This is a genomic window from Acinetobacter sp. NIPH 298, from assembly GCF_000369505.1.
Lineage (GTDB): Bacteria > Pseudomonadota > Gammaproteobacteria > Pseudomonadales > Moraxellaceae > Acinetobacter.
The window spans coordinates 247,084-265,035 of record NZ_KB850054.1 but is presented as its reverse complement, the minus strand read 5'-3'; the positions used below and the strand labels follow the sequence as shown (position 1 = coordinate 265,035).

The following is a 17,952-nucleotide window of genomic DNA, read 5'->3' as shown; positions in this document are numbered from 1 at the left end:
AAGCAACGCCTATCTGGCCCGATACAATAAATAACTACCGATGCTAAACATCAACACCACGGGTAATAATACAAACCAAGCTGGTGAAGGTGCATAGACTAAGCTCGCATACCCCATAAAGTCTTGTAGGTAGAAAAAGCCCAGTCCTGTAAATAAGGCTATTACCAAGCGGAAACCCATTGATTGCTGACGTAATGGACCAAAAATGAAGGAACAAGCGATCAACACTAATGCAATTAAAGCGAACGGCGAAGCAACTTTCTGCCAAAACGCCAATTCATAGGTTTTTGGCACTTGGCTGTATTCCTCCATATAGCGCATAAAACTAATCAGCTGACTCGGAGAGAGGTCTTCAGGATCCAAGGTCACCATATGCACATATTTCGGTTGTAGCGCCAAAGCCAAAGCTTGTTGTGCGTGGTCCGTTTTGATGGCATTGCCTTGGGCTAATAAATCAACTTGATGTGCCTGTTCTAAGGTCCATTGCCCATCTTTGACAAAGTTGCCATGTTCAGCAGTTACAAAAGACTGTAAGCGATAGTTTTCATCAAAATCAATCGATTGAATATTACGTAGCTGACCTTGTGCGTTGGCATAGTCGATATAAACAAAACGTTGCCCTTCACGTGACCAATAGCCTTTGACCTCACCTAAAGCAGCAACACTCCGTTGCTTTTTGATGCTTTGTGCTTGCTCATTGGTATACGGGATCACCCATTCACTCAAAACAAACGACAATACGATCAACAACAGTGCCGAACGCATCACCCAGCCCACAATCCGCCAAAGGCTAATCCCAGCTGAACGCATGACGATAAGTTCACTATTTGAAGCCAATGCCCCTAGCCCCAAAACCGACCCAATCAATGCAGCAACAGGTAAAATTTCATAGAGATAACGCGGCGCACCCCACATCACATAGAGGAAGGCTTGCCACGCATTATAATTGTCTTTCAGCGCGCCTAATTCACCGAGATAGGTAAATAATACCTGCAAGAAAGACAACACCAGCGTTGTACCAAGCATGGCGAGGACTGTGGTTTTTGTGACATGTTTGGCGATGATACGACGTGCTAACATTACAACCCCACTCGCTGAATACTTTTCTTGATTTTTGGTGCCAGTTTCTGTTTCCGTGCAAAAATTGCCGCGACCATTGCATAAATAAGCAATACCACTGGGTATGCCCAAACGTCTAACTCTGCTTTACTGATCCGAGTTTTAATCGCAATCATCAACACAATCAAACTGGCGAAAATAAAAATCGCAGGAATCAAACGATAATATCGCCCTTGACGTGGATTCACTTCAGATAATGCCACCGCAAGCAACAAGGCCACAAGCATGACAAATGGACCAAAAATCCGCCAACCCAGCTCACTTCTGACCACAAAATCATCACGTTTTTGCCATAATTTCGCCATCGACAAGGCTTCAACATCCTCACTTTCAAAGTTTACATCTTTATCATTTTCTAAGCGTAAACGATAAGATTGAAACTCAGCTTGGGTATATCGTGGCTGGTTTGGATAGATTTCATAACGTCGACCTTGTACCAAATCAACGACACTGGCAGTCTCATTTTCCATTTCTACCCGAGTCGCTTCTTTAGCCAAAATCATTTGATCAGGTTTATCTTCGCGATCAGACTTATAATAATAAAAAATATCTTTTAGGTTTTTCCGATCTTCTGACAGCGACCCCGCATAAATCGTATATGACCCCGAGGAAATAAACTCTCTTGGCCTCACCAAATCAAAACCTGCGCGCACCGCTTGCGTCTGCATCAGATTTTGATAACCACTGATGCCCGCGGATGCACCCCAACACATCAATATCGCTTGCACAATCAAAAACACAAAGCTCATCGGCAACAAGAGTCGTGTCAATTGATTCCGACTGACCCCACTGCCATTGAGTACCGCCATTTCATGATCGACATAGAGCCGACCAAAGACCAACATCAGACCAATAAAAAAGCCTAATGGCAAAATCAAAGTTAAGAATTCTGGCAAACGATAGGCAATAATGCTGAGTAGAACACCAGCATCCAAACGTCCTTGTGCAGCTCGTCCAAATATCTTGATGAGCTGACCACCCATAATAATTAAAGTAAGTAAGGCAGTCACAACCAGTGAAGTGGACACCACTTGTTTGACGAGGTAACGCCGAATAATCAAAGTAATGCTTCCAAAAATAGACCAATCGAGGGGTAATGCTAGTTTACCCGAATGTTAAAAATATAAAACCTATCGCGTGTTGCGGATTGCAACCTCATATCTGAAAGTGTTTAATGGGATTAACTTTATTTTTTGTCCATTAGGTTCTATACAAACAATGAAATTTACTCTTCATCGCGCATTCCCAGCGCAAACGCCAAGTGAATCTTTGTGGATTTTGGTTGATTCTGAACAATTACAACAACAGCTAAACAGCTATAAAATCAATCAGCTAGAAGACATACTTACTGCCACACAATTCAAAGCTGGCTTTAACGAAAACCTGCCGTTAATTGCTCAAGTTACTGCTCAAAATAACACTCAATTGTTAGGTCTTGGAAAAACGACTGAGTTAAAAGCGATAAAATTAGCAAAACTCGCACAAACGATTATCAAATCATCACAAAATAAATTTAAACAAATCACTATAGATTTGTCAGCGCTACCTGCTGATTTACATCAGTTGTTCACTTTAAATTTAACTCAAGCAGCTTATGCTTACGATGAATTCAAATCTAAGAAAAATGAATTTGTCTTAGAAAGCATCCAGCTTGTAGCCGATCAAAGTCCATTAAATGATCAACAATTGAATTTGATTCATGCCGTTCAATCTGGACAAAACTATGCCCGTGACTTAGGCAACCGCCCGGGCAACATCTGCTTCCCTGAATATCTTGCTGATCAAGCACTGGCCCTCGCTGCACAATACCCTGATCTGCTCACCGTGAATGTGCTGAACGAACAACAAATGGCTGACTTAGGCATGAATGCCTTTTTAGCCGTCAGCAAAGGTTCTGATCGTGAAGGACGAATCATTACCCTTGAATACAATACCCAGCTCAAACAAGCACCTGTCGTTTTGGTCGGTAAAGGGGTGACTTTTGATACAGGTGGTATTTCACTAAAACCAGGCTTAGGCATGGACGAAATGAAATTCGATATGTGCGGTGCGGCCTCCGTTTTGGGTACAATGCAGGCACTCTGTGAAGCACGATTGCCGATTCATGTGGTTGGTGCGATCGCAGCCGCCGAGAACATGCCTTCAGGTCGTGCGACACGTCCCGGTGATATTGTCACCAGTATGAGTGGTCAGACCATTGAAATCTTAAATACCGATGCAGAAGGTCGTCTGGTTCTTTGCGATACATTGACCTATATCAAACGTTTCAATCCTGCACTGGTGATTGATATTGCAACATTAACAGGTGCATGTGTGGTCGCACTGGGTAAAGTTGTCAGTGGTTTATTCACGCCAGATGACGAACTTGCACAAGACTTACAACATGCAGGCGAACAGTCACTTGACCGCGTATGGCGTATGCCTGTGATGGAAGAATATCAGGAATTGCTCGACTCGCCTTTTGCCGACATCGCGAATATCGGTGGACCGTATGGTGGTGCAATTACTGCAGCGTGTTTCCTTGAACGATTCACACGTGAATACCGTTGGGCGCACCTTGATGTTGCGGGAACAGCATGGCTATCAGGTGCAGCCAAGGGTGCAACCGGTCGTCCAGTGCCATTATTGATGCAGTTCTTAGCAAATCGTGTTGAAACGAATAGCTAAAAACATGACCCAAATCAGCTTTTACCTCTTTGAAAAAAGTGCAGAACGGCAAGTCGAAAGTGCTTGCCGTTTATGTCGAAAGATTCTAAATCAGCATCCGCATATTTGGTGGTATTGTCCTGATTTAGCGCTCCAAACTGAGCTAGATGAAAAGCTATGGACTTTCGATCCGCTTAGCTTCATTCCTCACGGCATTCATCAACCGAATAATGCAGTCTGTATTTCAGAGCAATTACCACCATCCAATGATTGGATCGTGTTTAATTTTAACAATCATGCACTTGAACTCAATCAAGATTTTCGCCACATTATCGAGATTATTGAAAATAATGAAACCGCGAAACAGATTGGGCGAGAAAAATTTAAACAGTATCGGCGTTTAGGTATTGAAGCCCGAACATTTAAATTATAAATCTGCATGCAATAACATCATTTGAGGAGTGTCTTGTGGCATTAAATGTTGGTCAGGACTTTAAGAAACGTTGGTTAAATACCCCTGAAACTGTCCGTCAGACTTATCAGGAAGATTTAGCACGTATCTGTGATCTACTGTTGCCACAAACCCTGATTCAAACTTGGACACAACATGAGGAGCACGCAGCACAACGTTCTCAGCAACGCATCGAAAAGGCCTATGCTGACCTCAAAGCCGAGTTGATCGAGCAAGCTCGTATTCGTAGACAGCAAGCACTAGAAAAGGCCCTCGCTGAAAAACGCGCTGCGGAAGCTGCGTATGCAGCACAGCTACAAGCAGATGAAGCACAGCAATTTGCTCAACAAACTGAAAATCTCGTTGCATTGCGCAGTCATATTGATCAAGAAATTGCGCAACAAACTGAGCGCTATCAAAGTAACTCTGAACAACCGAACATTGACTATGCTTCGGGGCAACAGCTCGTCATTGAGGATCATCAAATTCTATCTGAGCTAGAAAGTGTTCGGGTTCGACTTGAATTAGAAGCAGAAAGTTTGATCGAACAAGCAGTGACGGTATTTCGAGCCAAACTGCATTCGCTCGCTCAAGATGAAATTGAATATATACTGAAAAATAGTGAATTTTCTAACGAAAAATAAAGACAAAAAAGCCCAGTCGATCTGGGCTTTTCCTTACCTAAAATCTTATTTCAAAAAACCATTTTCAGCTAAAAAAGACATACTGAGTTTAGATTCAGGTTTTTGCTCGGCAGCTTTATCACCCAATAATAAACGCTCGATATAACGCGCCAACACGTCCACTTCCAAATTTACTTTAGTACCAACTTGCCAAGAACCGATATTGGTTCGTTCAGCTGTATGTGGAATCAAATTCAAACTGAGGATATTGCCACGTAGGTGATTAATGGTCAGACTAATGCCATCTACCGTCACTGAACCTTTTTCTGCTAGATATTTGGCCAACTCAACTGGTGCCGTCACCTCAAAATACAATGAGCGCGCATCTTGACGAAAGACCGTAATTTCACCCAAGCCATCGACATGCCCACTGACGATATGGCCACCAAAACGTGTAGTGGGTAACATGGCTTTTTCCACGTTGACCGCTTGTCCTACTTTCCATTGGCCTAGGGTGGTACGATTTAAGCTTTCACGGGAAACATCGGCTGCATACCAATTTTCGCCCCACTCGATCACCGTCAAACAGATACCATTAGTGGCAATAGAATCCCCTAAATGCACATCCGACATATCCAAATCAGTTTGAATTCGTAGACGAACATCACCACCTACACTTTGTAGACTTTCAACTTTGCCTAAACTTTCAATAATGCCTGTAAACATGTGACTTTTAACCTACCTTCATTCAAGTACGAGTCTCAGCGAATCAAGATACATTAATGCAAAGAACTTGAGATAACAAGCAACGCTGACGCAAATGCCGCCAAATCAAAAAGGGTGATCCTCTGATCACCCTTTTCTTATTTCATTGTCTTATTTTGATCACCACTACATATCCGAGATTTGCTTTTCAGCAGTGCTTGGCACTTCGACTTGATCACTCACTAAAAAATGGCTAAAGAATAATTTATAGCCAAGTACACCTAAGCAAGCCCCAACAATCGGCGCGGTCATCGGAACGATAAAGTATGCAATATCACGACCGCCAGTAAAGGCAACAGGTCCCCAACCTGAGAAATAGGCAATGATTTTAGGGCCAAAGTCACGGGCAGGATTCATAGCAAAACCTGTTAACGGACCAAAAGAAGCACCAATCACTGCAACCAATAAACCTACCAATAATGGCGCTAAAGCACCGCGCGGCAAGCCATTTTGATCATCACCTATTGCCATGATCAACCACAATAGCAACATGGTGATAAACATTTCGACCAAGAACGCTTGCCCCATTGAAAGTAAATGATGCGGATAAGTCGAGAAAATTCCCGCCAATTCTAAGCTTTCAACACTACCTCGGACCATGTTATGGCTTTGTTCATAATCGATAAATAAATTACTGTATAGGCCATAAACTAGTAACGCGCCAACCGCAGCCCCAGCAACTTGTGCAATGATATAGAAAGGCACTTTCCTTTTATCAAAGCCTGCAAATAATGCCAATGCGATAGTAACCGCTGGATTGAGATGTGCGCCAGAGATGCCTGCTGAAAGATAGACCGCCAAGGCAACCGCCAAACCCCAGACCACACTAATTTCCCACTGGCCAAACCCTGCACCTGTTAGCTTGAGTGCAGCAACTACACCGATACCGAATGATAAAAAAACCGCAGTAGCAAAAAACTCAGCGATACATTGTCCCAACAAAGTGGGTTCCGAGCGACTCATAACAACCTCTCTTGGCTATCGCTTCTCATCGATAAGACCCTAAATGAGCCCGGAAAATTATATTTATTTTGATATTAGGTCAATATTTTTTTAACCGAATAGTAAAATTTATTTAAGTTTTAAAAATGCAATGAAGTGGATTTAAGAGTAGAGGTTAATTTCTCATATACCCATGTATTTTATGGTTATTTTAAATAAAAATCGAAGTGAAGAAATTCTGACGAAAATTCTGCTCAGTCAAAATACAACCAAAAAATAGAAGATAATGATCATAAAAACAGCCACTTATCTAAAAATACGATTTAATTGATTATATTTACCGATCACAGCACATCTACATATAAAAACACCACTTTGTTTATAAAGTGGTGTTTGTTTGACCTTACCAAAGTGCAAGTTGAGTGCTGTTCCCTGAGGTATCCACACCACCCAATTCAGCAAAGTGGTAGAGCTGACCCAATAACTGTCGCAATGGCGGACCTGATTTTGCATGGGTATCGGTGATCACAATAAACTCAAGCACCCGTGCTCGTTCAGACTGTCGCTGCTTGCTGACGCGATAACGCGGTACGTCTTGAGTCAGCAAAGTGACTTTTCCGCGCTTTAAATTGGCGGTCAGTAAATCTTTCGGCTCAATATTTCCATCAGTCGAATAACTGGTCAAGATATAACGCGCATTGATGGTTTCCAATAACTTTTCATAGGCATTTTGAGCATGTTTAGACGAGTTATACGAACTCGGACGTTCTTTACGCCATGCCCGATCAATACCACTTTTAAAACCTTTGGTGTCAGGTGAGGGTAAGTCGTTCTGATCCCACAAGGTCAGGGCATTTAAAACATGATAATTACTGCTATAGGCATGCTGGTTATACGGCGGATCAAGATACGCCACATCCACTTCAAAGCCACTCATTTGATTGGCTAAATGCTGTGCATCGACACACCACACTTCTGCGGCAGGCCGTTTACTCTCACCAATTTCGCAAAAACGACTTGGTGTTAACCACAATAACGATTCAATCCGTTCCAATGCCGTTTGCGTTTTGCCGCCCCAACCCTGATGGAAGCTTTTAAATACGCCGCTGGTGTTACTAACAAAACTGGCCGAATACAGTAATGGTGCAAGTAAAGCACTCATTTCTACATCATTAATCGCACCTTGCGCTTGCCAAGTTGCAATTTGCTGACGAATCGCATCAATCTTCATCCCATTACGACGTTTAAAGAACAGTCGATCACGGGCAGGATCATAGATATCATCATTGCGAGGACATAAATTATGCGTTACCCAGCCTTTCACTTCAGGCAGTCGATTTAAAATATCAATCGCTTTTTGATAGCCACCTAATTCTTTAAATGCCGGCGCATCGGTACATGCCAAAATCGCGTGATTTAAGGCATGGCTATAAGGTTCCCAATCGTTGGCAATCACACGATAACCATTTTGGCGAGCCAAACGAGAAACCACACCACTGCCCGCAAAGAAATCAGCAAAAATTGGTGGATTCTTTTTCTTACTATTCAGTGTTCCCGTAATCTCAAGCGCTTCTAAAATCAGATGAAGGAGTCGGCGCTTATTACCCAGATAAGGTACGAGCTGATGAAAAAGATATTCGTCAGTGGTACGCGCCGCATGGCGACGTTTGTGATAAACCGATGCTTCAGGATTCATATCATCTCTTGGATAGGGAGCAATCTTAGGCGAATATCTTGCCCAAGTTGGGTTACATCGACCAATTCAAAACGAAGCTGCTCTGCCATTTCGCTCAATTTCGCATTGAACATTGATCGAGCAGACTGACCAAGTAAAGTTGGTGCAACATAACTAATCATTTCATCAACCAAACCTTGTTGTAAAAAGACCGTCGATAAAGTCGCACCTGCCTCAACCAATACATCATAAATTTGATGCTGTTGAGATAAGGTTTGCAATAACTGATTTAAAGGTTGCAGCGCCAATTGTATCACGCCTAAATCGGCAAGTTCTTGACGAAATGGGGTCATTACCATGACCGTTTCAGGATTCTGTAAGATCTTGGCGGTGAGAGGTAACTGTCCTTGTCGATCGAGCACAATTCGTTTCGGTTGAACAACCGTTGTAAGGTCAACACCTGCTAATGCACGAACATTCAGTTCGCAATCATCTGCCAAAACCGTCTGAATCCCAGTAATCACAGCGCCTGAAATCGCACGCCAATGCTGTACATCCTGTCGTGCGGCTGTTCCTGTAATCCACTTCGACTCACCCGATGCCATTGCAGTACGTCCATCGAGGCTTGAAGCAATTTTCAAACGCACATAGGGTAAACCTGTTGACATTGCTTTTAGAAAACCCAAATTTAAAGTTTTCGCAACTTCGGCACAGACCCCTGTTTCAACTTCAATGCCTGCATTTTGTAAAATTTGAACACCCTTGCCTGCCACCAACGGATTTGGATCAGAGCATGCCACCACTACTTTTTTGACTTGTGCCTTGACCAATGCTTCTGCACAAGGTGGGGTTCTACCGTAGTGTGCACAAGGTTCTAAAGTCACATAAGCGGTTGCATCTTTGGCATGTTCACCCGCTTGCGCTAAGGCGAAAACCTCTGCATGTGGTTGTCCTGCTTTGGGATGATAGCCCTCTCCAATCAATTGACCATCTTTTACAATGACACAGCCCACATTTGGATTAGGCTTAGTTGAATATTGTCCAAGTCGAGCTAAATCAATTGCTCGTTGTATCCAATACTGATCCTGAAAAGCTTGATCTTGAAACGTTTGATCTTGGTTTAGCTCAGACATGATTTCTCTAATTTAGGCTTCATTTTCACGTTGTTGCATTTGCTCAATCTGATGACGAAATGCTTCTACATCTTGGAAATCTTGATAAACCGAGGCAAATCGAACATAAGCGACATGATCCAATGCAAATAATGCCTGCATCACGATTTCACCAATCATTCTTGATTTGACATCACGTTCGCCTAAACGACGAATCTGCAACTGAATATCACTGAGCACCGTTTCGATTTGCTCTTGCGTCACAGGACGTTTCTGCAAAGCATGCATGAGTGAGCGACGTAATTTCGCTTCATCAAACGGTTCACTTTTACCATCGGATTTAATCACGCGTGGCATCACCACTTCATAACTTTCAAAGGTGGTGAAGCGTTCACCACAAATCGTACATTCACGACGACGGCGAATTTGACAGCCTTCGGCAGCCAAACGGGAGTCGATGACTTTACTATCAGCAGCGTTACAAAATGGACAATGCATAGTTGTGCAATTATTTACTCACTTTGGCTAAGTGTAGCAAAGTTTCTTCATTTGCTGAACTAGCCATCACAACACAAAAAAACAGCCTTGTGCAGGAGCACAAGGCTGTTCGTTTTATCGAATTATATTTTACATCCGATTATTCAACACGTTCGCCATGTTGACTTAGATCGAGACCCATACGTTCGTCATCATTGCTGACACGAATACCAATCGCTAGATCAATCACTTTCAGGATAATGAAGGTCATCACTGCACTATATGCGATCGTTGCGAGTACACCTTCAACTTGCACCCATAATTGCGCCATCATATTCGCAGGTGCAGCATCACCCATAATAAATTCACTCGCAAACACTGCTGTCAAGATCGCACCAACGATACCACCAACACCATGTAAACCGAATGCATCTAAAGAATCATCTGCTTTGAGTAAACGTTTAAGCGCCGTAATACCCCAGAAACATACCACACCACCGATGAGACCCATGATTAATGCGCCACCAACAGTCACAAAACCAGCCGCAGGCGTAATCACCACTAAACCAGCAACCGCACCTGATGCACCACCAAGAACAGATGCTTTACCACGAACAACTTTCTCAACCACTAACCAAGACAGTGCCGCTGCAGCTGCTGCAACTTGAGTAACCACGATTGCGTACGATGCAGAACCGTTGGCACCCAACGCAGAACCACCGTTGAAACCAAACCAACCCACCCAAAGTAAACTTGCACCAACCACAGTTAAAGCAAGGTTATGCGGCGCCATTGATTCGCGACCAAGGCCCATACGTTTGCCGAGCATATACGCTGCAACCAAACCTGCAACACCTGAGTTAATATGAACAACAGTACCACCAGCAAAATCTAACGCACCGTCATTACCTAACCAGCCGCCGCCCCATACCCAGTGAGTAATTGGTGCGTAAACGACAACAACCCAAATCGCAACAAAGGCAACAAAAGCACCAAATTTCATACGCTCTGCGATTGAACCACTAATAATCGCAACTGTAATAATCGCAAAGGTCATTTGGAATATGACAAATAGAATTTCAGGAATAGAGCCACTCAATGTATCGGTACCAATACCTGACAACATGATCTTATCAAGACTACCGATAAAGGCGTTCCCTTCGCCAAAAGCCAAACTATAGCCAATGACAACCCAAGCAATACTCACCACTGCCGCAGCAACAAAACTATGCGCCATGGTACTAAGTACGTTTTTCTTGCGGACCATACCGCCGTAGAATAAAGCCAAACCAGGAATCGTCATCAACAGAACCAGTGCTGTTGAAACAAGAATCCAAGCGGTATCACCCGTATCGAGTGTTGCTTCTGCTTCAGGTTCGACTTCCGCAACTGCTGGCAATTCTGCTGCAACAGTCGTTGATACTGTTTCAGTTACTGCTACAGTTTGTTCAGTCATTGGTGTAGAAGCAGCTTCTTCAGCCCAAACAACGGCTGAACCACCTAAGAGTGCGCCAGATAGACTAAGCGCCATAAGCATTTTTTTCATTCGTGTCCCCCAACCTCATTTTGTGAGCTGTGTCTCTTAATTTCTAACTCAGCAAACTTTATGCCAATTTAGACAGCATCTGGTCCAGTCTCACCAGTACGAATACGGATGACTTGTTCTAGATTAGTGACAAAGATTTTTCCATCACCGATTTTTCCTGTGCTTGCGACACGCGTAATAGATTCAATGACTGCATCTACCATTTCATCGCTAATCGCAATTTCAATTTTTACTTTCGGTAAGAAATCAACGACATACTCTGCACCACGGTACAGTTCAGTATGTCCCTTTTGACGCCCGAAACCTTTGACTTCAGTTACGGTAATCCCTTGAACACCAATATCAGAGAGTGCTTCACGAACATCATCTAATTTGAATGGTTTTACAATTGCAGTTACAAGCTTCATGTGTGTTTTCCTTCGGCTTATTTTCACCAGTAAGGTTTTATGTTCAATTTTCATGCCAATATTGGAAGGTTAGGGGGGTTCAAATACTGGACATCAGTTTTCTTTATAACCTATTTACGCTTAGAGATGTAGATCCTCAATCGAAAATAAGTTCTATTTACCAAGATTTAACTGAATCTTGCAGTCACCCATCAAGCTGTTCTGAACAGCGCTAGAGGATTGCCGCAAGCAATGATACACTGAGCAACAAATACACATAAACGATTGAGCACTTTATGATTGAAACTCTTATACAGGCTATTTTGCAGCAAGTTGATCAACCCAAAAAAGACTTAGAAAAAAATTTACGTGCTTTACTCAATGAAAGTATCGAAAAGTTAGACCTCGTTTCGAAGCAAGAGCTCGATCGTCAGAGAACAGCCTTGAATTTAGCTAACCAACGCCTCACTGAGCTACAACAGCAGATGAAATCACTTGAAGAAATTGTACAGAACAAAAAATAAGCACCAACACGGTGCAAACAGCACCGTAAAATGACTAAAAATAAAGCACCACAATGGAACAACAATAAAATGTCTTTCGCCAAAATTTATACAAGGGGTTTATTGGGGCTACATGCCCCTCAAATCGAAGTTGAAGTCCACATTAGTTCAGGGCTACCCTCGCTCACCATTGTCGGCTTGCCTGAAGCCGCAGTGAGAGAAAGTAAAGATCGGGTTCGCTCTGCAATTATTAACAGTGGATTTTTGTTTCCAACCAAACGCTTAACCATTAACCTTGCACCTGCGGATCTTCCTAAAAATGGCTCACGACTAGACTTACCCATCGCCTTAGGAATCCTAATTGCTTCTGGTCAACTCCCTGAAAATAGTACAGAGGGCTTTGAATTTATTGGAGAACTTGCACTAGATGGACATTTGCGTCCAATCTCAGGAGCGCTGACGATCGCAATGGCATGCCAACAGAGTCAACACGGCTTGTTGCTTCCCACGGCAAATCTAGATGAAGCCAATCAACTTCCAAATTTTGATGTCTATGCAGCAAATCACTTACAAGAGGTTTGTGCACACTTTTCGGGCAATTCACAAATAACAGCAGCACCTAAGCAAAAAAATGCGGCATTATCTGGCTACCAATGTGATCTCGCAGATGTTAAAGGTCAGTTACGTCCGCGTCGTGCCCTCGAAATCGCTGCGGCGGGCGGTCATTCTTTACTCTTTAAAGGTCCACCTGGCACTGGAAAAACCTTACTTGCATCAAGGTTGCCCTCGATCTTGCCGCCACTCAATGCTCAGGAAAATTTAGAAGTTGCGAGCATCTATTCGGTTGCAAATGCCCAACATCATTTTGGACAACGCCCATTTCGAGCACCGCACCACACTGCATCCGCAATTGCATTGGTCGGTGGTGGCTCACAACCAAAACCCGGCGAAATAACACTTGCGCATTTAGGCGTATTATTTTTAGATGAGCTGCCTGAGTTTGATCGTAAGGTATTGGAAGTATTACGCCAGCCACTTGAGTCTAAAGAAATTGTAATTTCACGTGCGGCAAGACAAATGACCTTTCCAGCCAACTTTCAATTTATCGCGGCAATGAATCCCTGCCCTTGTGGTTACGCCTTTAATCAAGACAGTCGTTGCCAATGTTCACCTGAAAGTATTCAACGTTATCAAAATCGTATTTCAGGACCATTATTAGACCGTATTGACCTCCACATAGATGTACCACCGTTACAAGCACAAGAATTGCAAGATCGAACACCCACTGAAAACTCTGAAATTGTACGCCAACGTGTCATCACTGCGTATGAAAAGCAGATTCAGCGACAACAGTGTTTAAATCAAGCGCTTTCTCCGAAGTTATTAGAGCGGTATGCACTTTTAGATGATAGCTCTGCAAGAATCATTGAAATGGCACAACAACGTCTCAATCTTTCCGCTCGGGCCTATCATCGAGTATTGCGTGTTGCTCGAACAATTGCAGATTTAGCTGAAAGTGACATGATCACGAGTACTCATCTCACTGAGGCACTGTCTTATCGAGGCAATCACGCTTAAAAAAAAGCGACCATATAGGTCGCTTTTGATTGTTATTATGATTAAAAAGCATAGCCCAACGCTAAAACCACTTTATTTTTCTGCTTAGCTTCATCGCGCGTGTAGCCACCAAAAATATAATCTAAACTCCAAGTTGCACCTGTTTCAGCTAACGGATGTGATACACCTAAAGTTGCGTGGCGGAAAGCAAAATCAGTTTTAGTGACATCGCCCGCTTTGGCTTGATAAGTTAAATATTCGTCATCATCACCATAATAATACGCTGCAACTTGCGCTTTACCAGTGAACCCACCTGCGAGTTTTGGTGCATAAGTTGCTAAAAAGTAGGTGTCCCCTTTATTGCCAAAAGTCACGTTATTCAAAAGCGTTTGGGCTGTCACTGTTAAATCTTTATACGTTAAACCCACAATCGTTTCGTAGCCCGTTGATTCCCAACCCGGATAATAGTAATAAACAGTTGCCCCAATTTGATAACCCAAGTCATCGGTGATTTTGCCTTTATAGCCAGCATAGAAATCATTTTCGAATGATTTTTTCTCTTTGGGTACATAGGTCGGTGATGTATTAAAATCAGCATAGGCCGCGGTCAATGTTGAAAACCAATAACCCAAATAAAATCCACTGTCATGGCTATAATCAAGCCCACCCTGAATTGCAGGTGTATCACTTTCAGGTGAATTGGTCATTCCGCGTAAGTTATAACTGGATACAACACTGATATTTCCTGAAAGTGCACCCGGAAATGGCAAAGTACTATCTTCCGCCATCACCCAAGTTGAAGTTGCAGCTATCATCCCCAAAGCAACAGCTTTACATGCAAATTTCATCATATTGATCTCCCCCATGATTTAGACATTCAACTGATTTAAGTTTTAAATTGCATCACGGGGTAATTTGCAAATGCTATGCCAAGCTTAGAGCACTTAAAAAAATATAATAAACACAATAAATACAATGGCTTAACATTAAACTAAAATCAAGATTGGATTTTATTTCTAGTTTTAAATTAAAGGAGAAGCAAATAGTGCATCTAAACCAAAGCAGTCCTGCTCGTTATGGCGCACACTTAATAAAGGTTTATGAAAAACACCTCTCAATTCAGATAAAAATGATTCCCGTATCGATAAATAAATTGAGGTAGCAGAACTTTTTTTGTTCATACCCTGAATCAGAAAAAAGCCAGCTATTGCTGGCTTTTTTCTGATTCACTCGAGATGAGATCGTATTAGAAAGATTTCGACAAGCTAAAGACCAAACCCGTGTCATACGGTTTCTTATCATTTTTGCTCATGCCAGATGTACTAATGTTGGTACCTACCACATCAAGCCCAGCATCCAAACCTAAGAAGCTATAACCAACACCCACTTTATAGTCGATATAGTCATCATCTTTTCCTGGACCACCAGCAACAATTGCTAAAGCATCTTTATTCTTTAATTTGTTATAACCAACTGAAGCTACGCCAGTGAAACCTGTATCCGCAATCGGTGCTGAATAACCCACATTGAAATACCAGAAATCATCTGTTCTGCCCCAATAATCAGGTGAATAGCTCACACCAACACTTAACTCATCCTCAGCAAAGATTGTGTTAGGGAAAGCTAAACTAGCAAAAATTTCAGTAAAAGCTAAACCATCTTTACCATTTGTTTCATTCGTATAATTTGACTTAGAGCCAATATAACCATAATGGATAACACCAACATCATAGGTTGCTTGCATATTTGGCGTTAATGCAAAGCTATTGCTATAACCTAAAGTTGCATCAGTTTCAGTTGAAACACCAGAAATGCCAAAATCAACACTTGATCCCCAAAGGCTTAAATAAGCACCCGAGTCATGAGAGAAAGTGAAGCCACCTTGAATTGCCGGATTATTGGATGACTGGGTAACACCACGAAAGCGGTAATCAGTGACAGCTGTCACGTCACCTTCAACACTAATACCATAAACGGAAGCTTTATCTTCAGCCATTGTCACTGCTGAAGTCACAGCCAAAATACTCAAAGCAATCGCCTTACATGCAAATTTCATCATATTGATCTCCCCCATATGGATATTCGACTGATTTATGTTTTAAATTGCATCACGGAATAGATAGCAAATGCTGTGCCAACTTTAAACAATCCTTACGAAATATAGTTCCTGTACCATAAAAGTGCCATTACGACACTTTAGATGCGCTTCAATTGATCCTAATGTCTTTATTTCTTAATTTTTTGATCCATTTAGAAGCAATGCAGAAATTCAGGTTGTTTATTGCACAAAAAAGACGCACTTTTCAGCACCATAAGTTGTCTAACTATTGGAAATATCAGTTATACGTATGTAATTTAATGAGTGCTCAATAAAAGTGCACCTGAGATACCTTAAAATAATCTGAATAAAGTGTTCCTTTTTCGTCGTTGTAAGATTGCCATTCGTCGGGATGTAATTTTTTGCAAATCAAGTTGCTACATTTTTAACCAATCAATAAATAACCCATTAAATTTAAACAAAATTTATATTCCATAATCACACTTTTTAAACATAACTTGTATAGAAATAACAATCGAATATTACAACCTTTATAAACACATTTAACAATTAAAATCATTAACTTAATTTTATTATGATCACTTTTTAAACGAGAAACAAATCATAAAATTGTATAAGCTTTTTATTAAAAATTAATGAAAAAATTTTAATAAAAATCTATCTTTTTCATGTATAACTTATACAATTGTTCAAAATTTGCAGTTTCTTTCCCAATTTTTTTATGAGGCTAAGCTATGCCAAAGGCACAGAAACTTACATTAGCGGTATTGATTAATGCCGCACTAATCACCTCAACATATGCAAGCGAACAAAGCGAAGCAAAAGGATTTGTTGAAGATGCAAGCGGAAATGTTTTATTCCGTACGGGTTATTTACATCGTGACAAGAAAAACGGTAATAAAGATACTAGTTCATACGCACAAACTGCAATGGTTAAACTAGACTCAGGCTTTACTCAAGGTGTTGTAGGCTTCGGTGCTGGTATTATTGGTGATGCGTCTTTTAAGTTAGGCTCTAACAATAATGCGGGTAACGGCATGATCCCTAAGCACCCAGACGGTTCTGCTTATGATCATTGGGCGCGTGGTGGCGGTTACGTAAAAGCACGCTACTCAAATACGACCGTTTCTTATGGTACTCATATCCTAGATATTCCTGTGTTGGCGAGCAATACAGCACGTTTAGTCCCTGAATACTTTGAAGGTGTGTTAGCGACGAGTCGTGAGATTGATGGTCTAGAGTTAACGGCTGGTAAATTCACGAAAGATCAATATTCTGATCAAATCAATAGTGATGGCAGACATCTTGATCGTGCCGTTGTTTGGGGCGCAAAATATAAATTCGATGATCATCTAACGACGTCTTATTTCGGTTTAGATAGCAAAGATAAACTAGACCGCCATTATATCAATGCAAACTACAAACAACCGCTCAACCAAGACAGTGGTTTGACTTACGATTTAAGCGCTTATCACACCAAGTGGGATGAAAAAGCAAGTACGTATTCAAGTACGACCGATGATTTATCTAATCGTAAAAACACCATCTGGGCACTTTCGACGACCTATAATACAGGTCCACATAGCGTGATGTTGGCTTACCAACAAAACAATGGTAATACCGGTTATGACTATGGTGAGAATGCTGACGGTGCTCAAAGTATCTATTTACCAAACTCTTACCTCTCAGACTTCATTGGTAATAGCGAAAAATCAGCTCAATTACAATACAATGTAGACTTTGGTGGCTACGGTGTTCCTGGCTTATCTTGGACAACAGCGTTTGTTTATGGTTGGGATATTAAAGTTAAGGATGTAACTGACAACGCACAAGAACGTGAATTCTTTAACCAAGTAAAATACACGGTTCAATCAGGTTTTGCTAAAGATGCCAGCTTACGTGTACGTCACTCATACTACCGTGCTAGTGATGAATACCAAGCTGGATACATCGGCGACACTAACGAATGGCGTCTCTGGCTTGATATTCCTGTGAAATTCTTCTAATTCACAGTGAATAACTCGCCATAAAAAAAACCTCCATTCAATCTGAATGGAGGTTTTTTTAAACCAAATTTTTAAAATTAGCAAA

General features: G+C 41.8%; 17 protein-coding genes. 6 read left to right on the top strand and 11 right to left on the bottom strand.

Annotated features, from left to right (window positions below; genetic code table 11):
• Nucleotides 1-9: 9 nt before the first annotated feature.
• Complete coding sequence (gene lptG / locus F903_RS03630) at nt 10-1,080, bottom strand: LPS export ABC transporter permease LptG (RefSeq protein ID WP_005194675.1); 1,071 nt, start codon at nt 1,078-1,080, stop codon at nt 10-12.
• Nucleotides 1,080-2,180 carry an LPS export ABC transporter permease LptF gene (gene lptF / locus F903_RS03625; RefSeq protein ID WP_005194667.1) on the bottom strand — a complete coding sequence of 367 codons (1,101 nt, stop codon included), beginning with the start codon at nt 2,178-2,180 and terminating at the stop codon, nt 1,080-1,082. The genes lptG and lptF overlap by 1 nt, the downstream gene beginning before the upstream one ends.
• 157 nt (nt 2,181-2,337) lie before the next feature.
• Between lptF and F903_RS03620 the strand changes: the two genes are divergently transcribed.
• The 3 genes from F903_RS03620 to F903_RS03610 are packed head-to-tail and all read left to right on the top strand — an operon-like array spanning nt 2,338 to nt 4,860.
• Nucleotides 2,338-3,786: a leucyl aminopeptidase gene (locus tag F903_RS03620; protein WP_005194666.1), complete on the top strand. Its 1,449-nt coding sequence runs from the start codon at nt 2,338-2,340 to the stop codon at nt 3,784-3,786.
• Between the two features lie 4 nt (nt 3,787-3,790).
• Complete coding sequence (locus F903_RS03615; RefSeq protein WP_005194665.1) at nt 3,791-4,198, top strand: DNA polymerase III subunit chi; 408 nt, start codon at nt 3,791-3,793, stop codon at nt 4,196-4,198.
• Between the two features lie 35 nt (nt 4,199-4,233).
• A complete protein-coding gene (locus F903_RS03610) occupies nt 4,234-4,860 on the top strand; it encodes a cell division protein BlhA (protein WP_005194664.1) in 627 nt (208 codons plus the stop codon).
• A 45-nt stretch (nt 4,861-4,905) separates the two neighbouring features.
• On the opposite strand, the gene F903_RS03605 is transcribed toward F903_RS03610, so the two are convergent.
• From F903_RS03605 to glnK, 7 genes are all read right to left on the bottom strand, one after another.
• Nucleotides 4,906-5,565: a riboflavin synthase gene (locus F903_RS03605; protein ID WP_004668198.1), complete on the bottom strand. Its 660-nt coding sequence runs from the start codon at nt 5,563-5,565 to the stop codon at nt 4,906-4,908.
• 165 nt (nt 5,566-5,730) lie between these two features.
• The gene (locus tag F903_RS03600; RefSeq protein WP_005194662.1) at nt 5,731-6,567 is read right to left on the bottom strand and encodes an MIP/aquaporin family protein; all 837 of its coding nucleotides are present in this window, start codon (nt 6,565-6,567) and stop codon (nt 5,731-5,733) included.
• A 382-nt stretch (nt 6,568-6,949) separates the two neighbouring features.
• A complete protein-coding gene (locus tag F903_RS03595; RefSeq protein ID WP_004668195.1) occupies nt 6,950-8,242 on the bottom strand; it encodes a DNA adenine methylase in 1,293 nt (430 codons plus the stop codon).
• Nucleotides 8,239-9,354 (bottom strand): bifunctional diaminohydroxyphosphoribosylaminopyrimidine deaminase/5-amino-6-(5-phosphoribosylamino)uracil reductase RibD, encoded by a 1,116-nt coding sequence (gene ribD / locus F903_RS03590; RefSeq protein WP_005194659.1) that lies wholly within the window; start codon nt 9,352-9,354, stop codon nt 8,239-8,241. The genes F903_RS03595 and ribD overlap by 4 nt, the downstream gene beginning before the upstream one ends.
• Before the next feature lie 12 nt (nt 9,355-9,366).
• Nucleotides 9,367-9,831: a transcriptional regulator NrdR gene (gene nrdR / locus F903_RS03585; protein ID WP_004668188.1), complete on the bottom strand. Its 465-nt coding sequence runs from the start codon at nt 9,829-9,831 to the stop codon at nt 9,367-9,369.
• Between the two features lie 139 nt (nt 9,832-9,970).
• Nucleotides 9,971-11,356 (bottom strand): ammonium transporter, encoded by a 1,386-nt coding sequence (locus tag F903_RS03580; protein WP_005194657.1) that lies wholly within the window; start codon nt 11,354-11,356, stop codon nt 9,971-9,973.
• A gap of 68 nt (nt 11,357-11,424) precedes the next feature.
• Nucleotides 11,425-11,763 (bottom strand): P-II family nitrogen regulator, encoded by a 339-nt coding sequence (gene glnK, locus F903_RS03575; RefSeq protein WP_000780326.1) that lies wholly within the window; start codon nt 11,761-11,763, stop codon nt 11,425-11,427.
• A 275-nt stretch (nt 11,764-12,038) separates the two neighbouring features.
• On the opposite strand from glnK, the gene F903_RS03570 reads away from it, so the two are divergent.
• Entirely contained in the window at nt 12,039-12,266 is a 228-nt protein-coding gene (locus tag F903_RS03570) for an accessory factor UbiK family protein (RefSeq protein WP_005194655.1), read from the top strand.
• Nucleotides 12,267-12,335: 69 nt separating this feature from the next.
• Nucleotides 12,336-13,823: a YifB family Mg chelatase-like AAA ATPase gene (locus tag F903_RS03565; protein WP_005194654.1), complete on the top strand. Its 1,488-nt coding sequence runs from the start codon at nt 12,336-12,338 to the stop codon at nt 13,821-13,823.
• A gap of 41 nt (nt 13,824-13,864) precedes the next feature.
• On the opposite strand, the gene F903_RS03560 is transcribed toward F903_RS03565, so the two are convergent.
• Both F903_RS03560 and F903_RS03555 read right to left on the bottom strand, forming a co-directional pair.
• Nucleotides 13,865-14,653, bottom strand: coding sequence for a TorF family putative porin (locus F903_RS03560; RefSeq protein ID WP_005194652.1), 789 nt, complete (start codon nt 14,651-14,653; stop codon nt 13,865-13,867).
• 395 nt (nt 14,654-15,048) lie between these two features.
• The gene (locus F903_RS03555) at nt 15,049-15,861 is read right to left on the bottom strand and encodes a TorF family putative porin (protein WP_005194650.1); all 813 of its coding nucleotides are present in this window, start codon (nt 15,859-15,861) and stop codon (nt 15,049-15,051) included.
• Nucleotides 15,862-16,595: 734 nt separating this feature from the next.
• Here F903_RS03555 and F903_RS03550 point away from each other — a divergent pair.
• Nucleotides 16,596-17,867 carry an OprD family outer membrane porin gene (locus F903_RS03550; RefSeq protein ID WP_005194648.1) on the top strand — a complete coding sequence of 424 codons (1,272 nt, stop codon included), beginning with the start codon at nt 16,596-16,598 and terminating at the stop codon, nt 17,865-17,867.
• Nucleotides 17,868-17,952: the final 85 nt, after the last annotated feature.

Excerpts from the sequence above, each read along its gene's own strand:
- lptG (WP_005194675.1), bottom strand. The coding sequence starts at position 1,080 with ATGTTAGCACGTCGTATCATCGCCAAACATGTCACAAAAACCACAGTC.
- F903_RS03620 (WP_005194666.1), top strand. The coding sequence starts at position 2,338 with ATGAAATTTACTCTTCATCGCGCATTCCCAGCGCAAACGCCAAGTGAA.
- F903_RS03615 (WP_005194665.1), top strand. The coding sequence starts at position 3,791 with ATGACCCAAATCAGCTTTTACCTCTTTGAAAAAAGTGCAGAACGGCAA.
- F903_RS03605 (WP_004668198.1), bottom strand. The coding sequence starts at position 5,565 with ATGTTTACAGGCATTATTGAAAGTTTAGGCAAAGTTGAAAGTCTACAA.
- F903_RS03600 (WP_005194662.1), bottom strand. The coding sequence starts at position 6,567 with ATGAGTCGCTCGGAACCCACTTTGTTGGGACAATGTATCGCTGAGTTT.
- F903_RS03595 (WP_004668195.1), bottom strand. The coding sequence starts at position 8,242 with ATGAATCCTGAAGCATCGGTTTATCACAAACGTCGCCATGCGGCGCGT.
- ribD (WP_005194659.1), bottom strand. The coding sequence starts at position 9,354 with ATGTCTGAGCTAAACCAAGATCAAACGTTTCAAGATCAAGCTTTTCAG.
- nrdR (WP_004668188.1), bottom strand. The coding sequence starts at position 9,831 with ATGCATTGTCCATTTTGTAACGCTGCTGATAGTAAAGTCATCGACTCC.
- F903_RS03580 (WP_005194657.1), bottom strand. The coding sequence starts at position 11,356 with ATGAAAAAAATGCTTATGGCGCTTAGTCTATCTGGCGCACTCTTAGGT.
- glnK (WP_000780326.1), bottom strand. The coding sequence starts at position 11,763 with ATGAAGCTTGTAACTGCAATTGTAAAACCATTCAAATTAGATGATGTT.
- F903_RS03570 (WP_005194655.1), top strand. The coding sequence starts at position 12,039 with ATGATTGAAACTCTTATACAGGCTATTTTGCAGCAAGTTGATCAACCC.
- F903_RS03565 (WP_005194654.1), top strand. The coding sequence starts at position 12,336 with ATGTCTTTCGCCAAAATTTATACAAGGGGTTTATTGGGGCTACATGCC.
- F903_RS03560 (WP_005194652.1), bottom strand. The coding sequence starts at position 14,653 with ATGATGAAATTTGCATGTAAAGCTGTTGCTTTGGGGATGATAGCTGCA.
- F903_RS03555 (WP_005194650.1), bottom strand. The coding sequence starts at position 15,861 with ATGATGAAATTTGCATGTAAGGCGATTGCTTTGAGTATTTTGGCTGTG.
- F903_RS03550 (WP_005194648.1), top strand. The coding sequence starts at position 16,596 with ATGCCAAAGGCACAGAAACTTACATTAGCGGTATTGATTAATGCCGCA.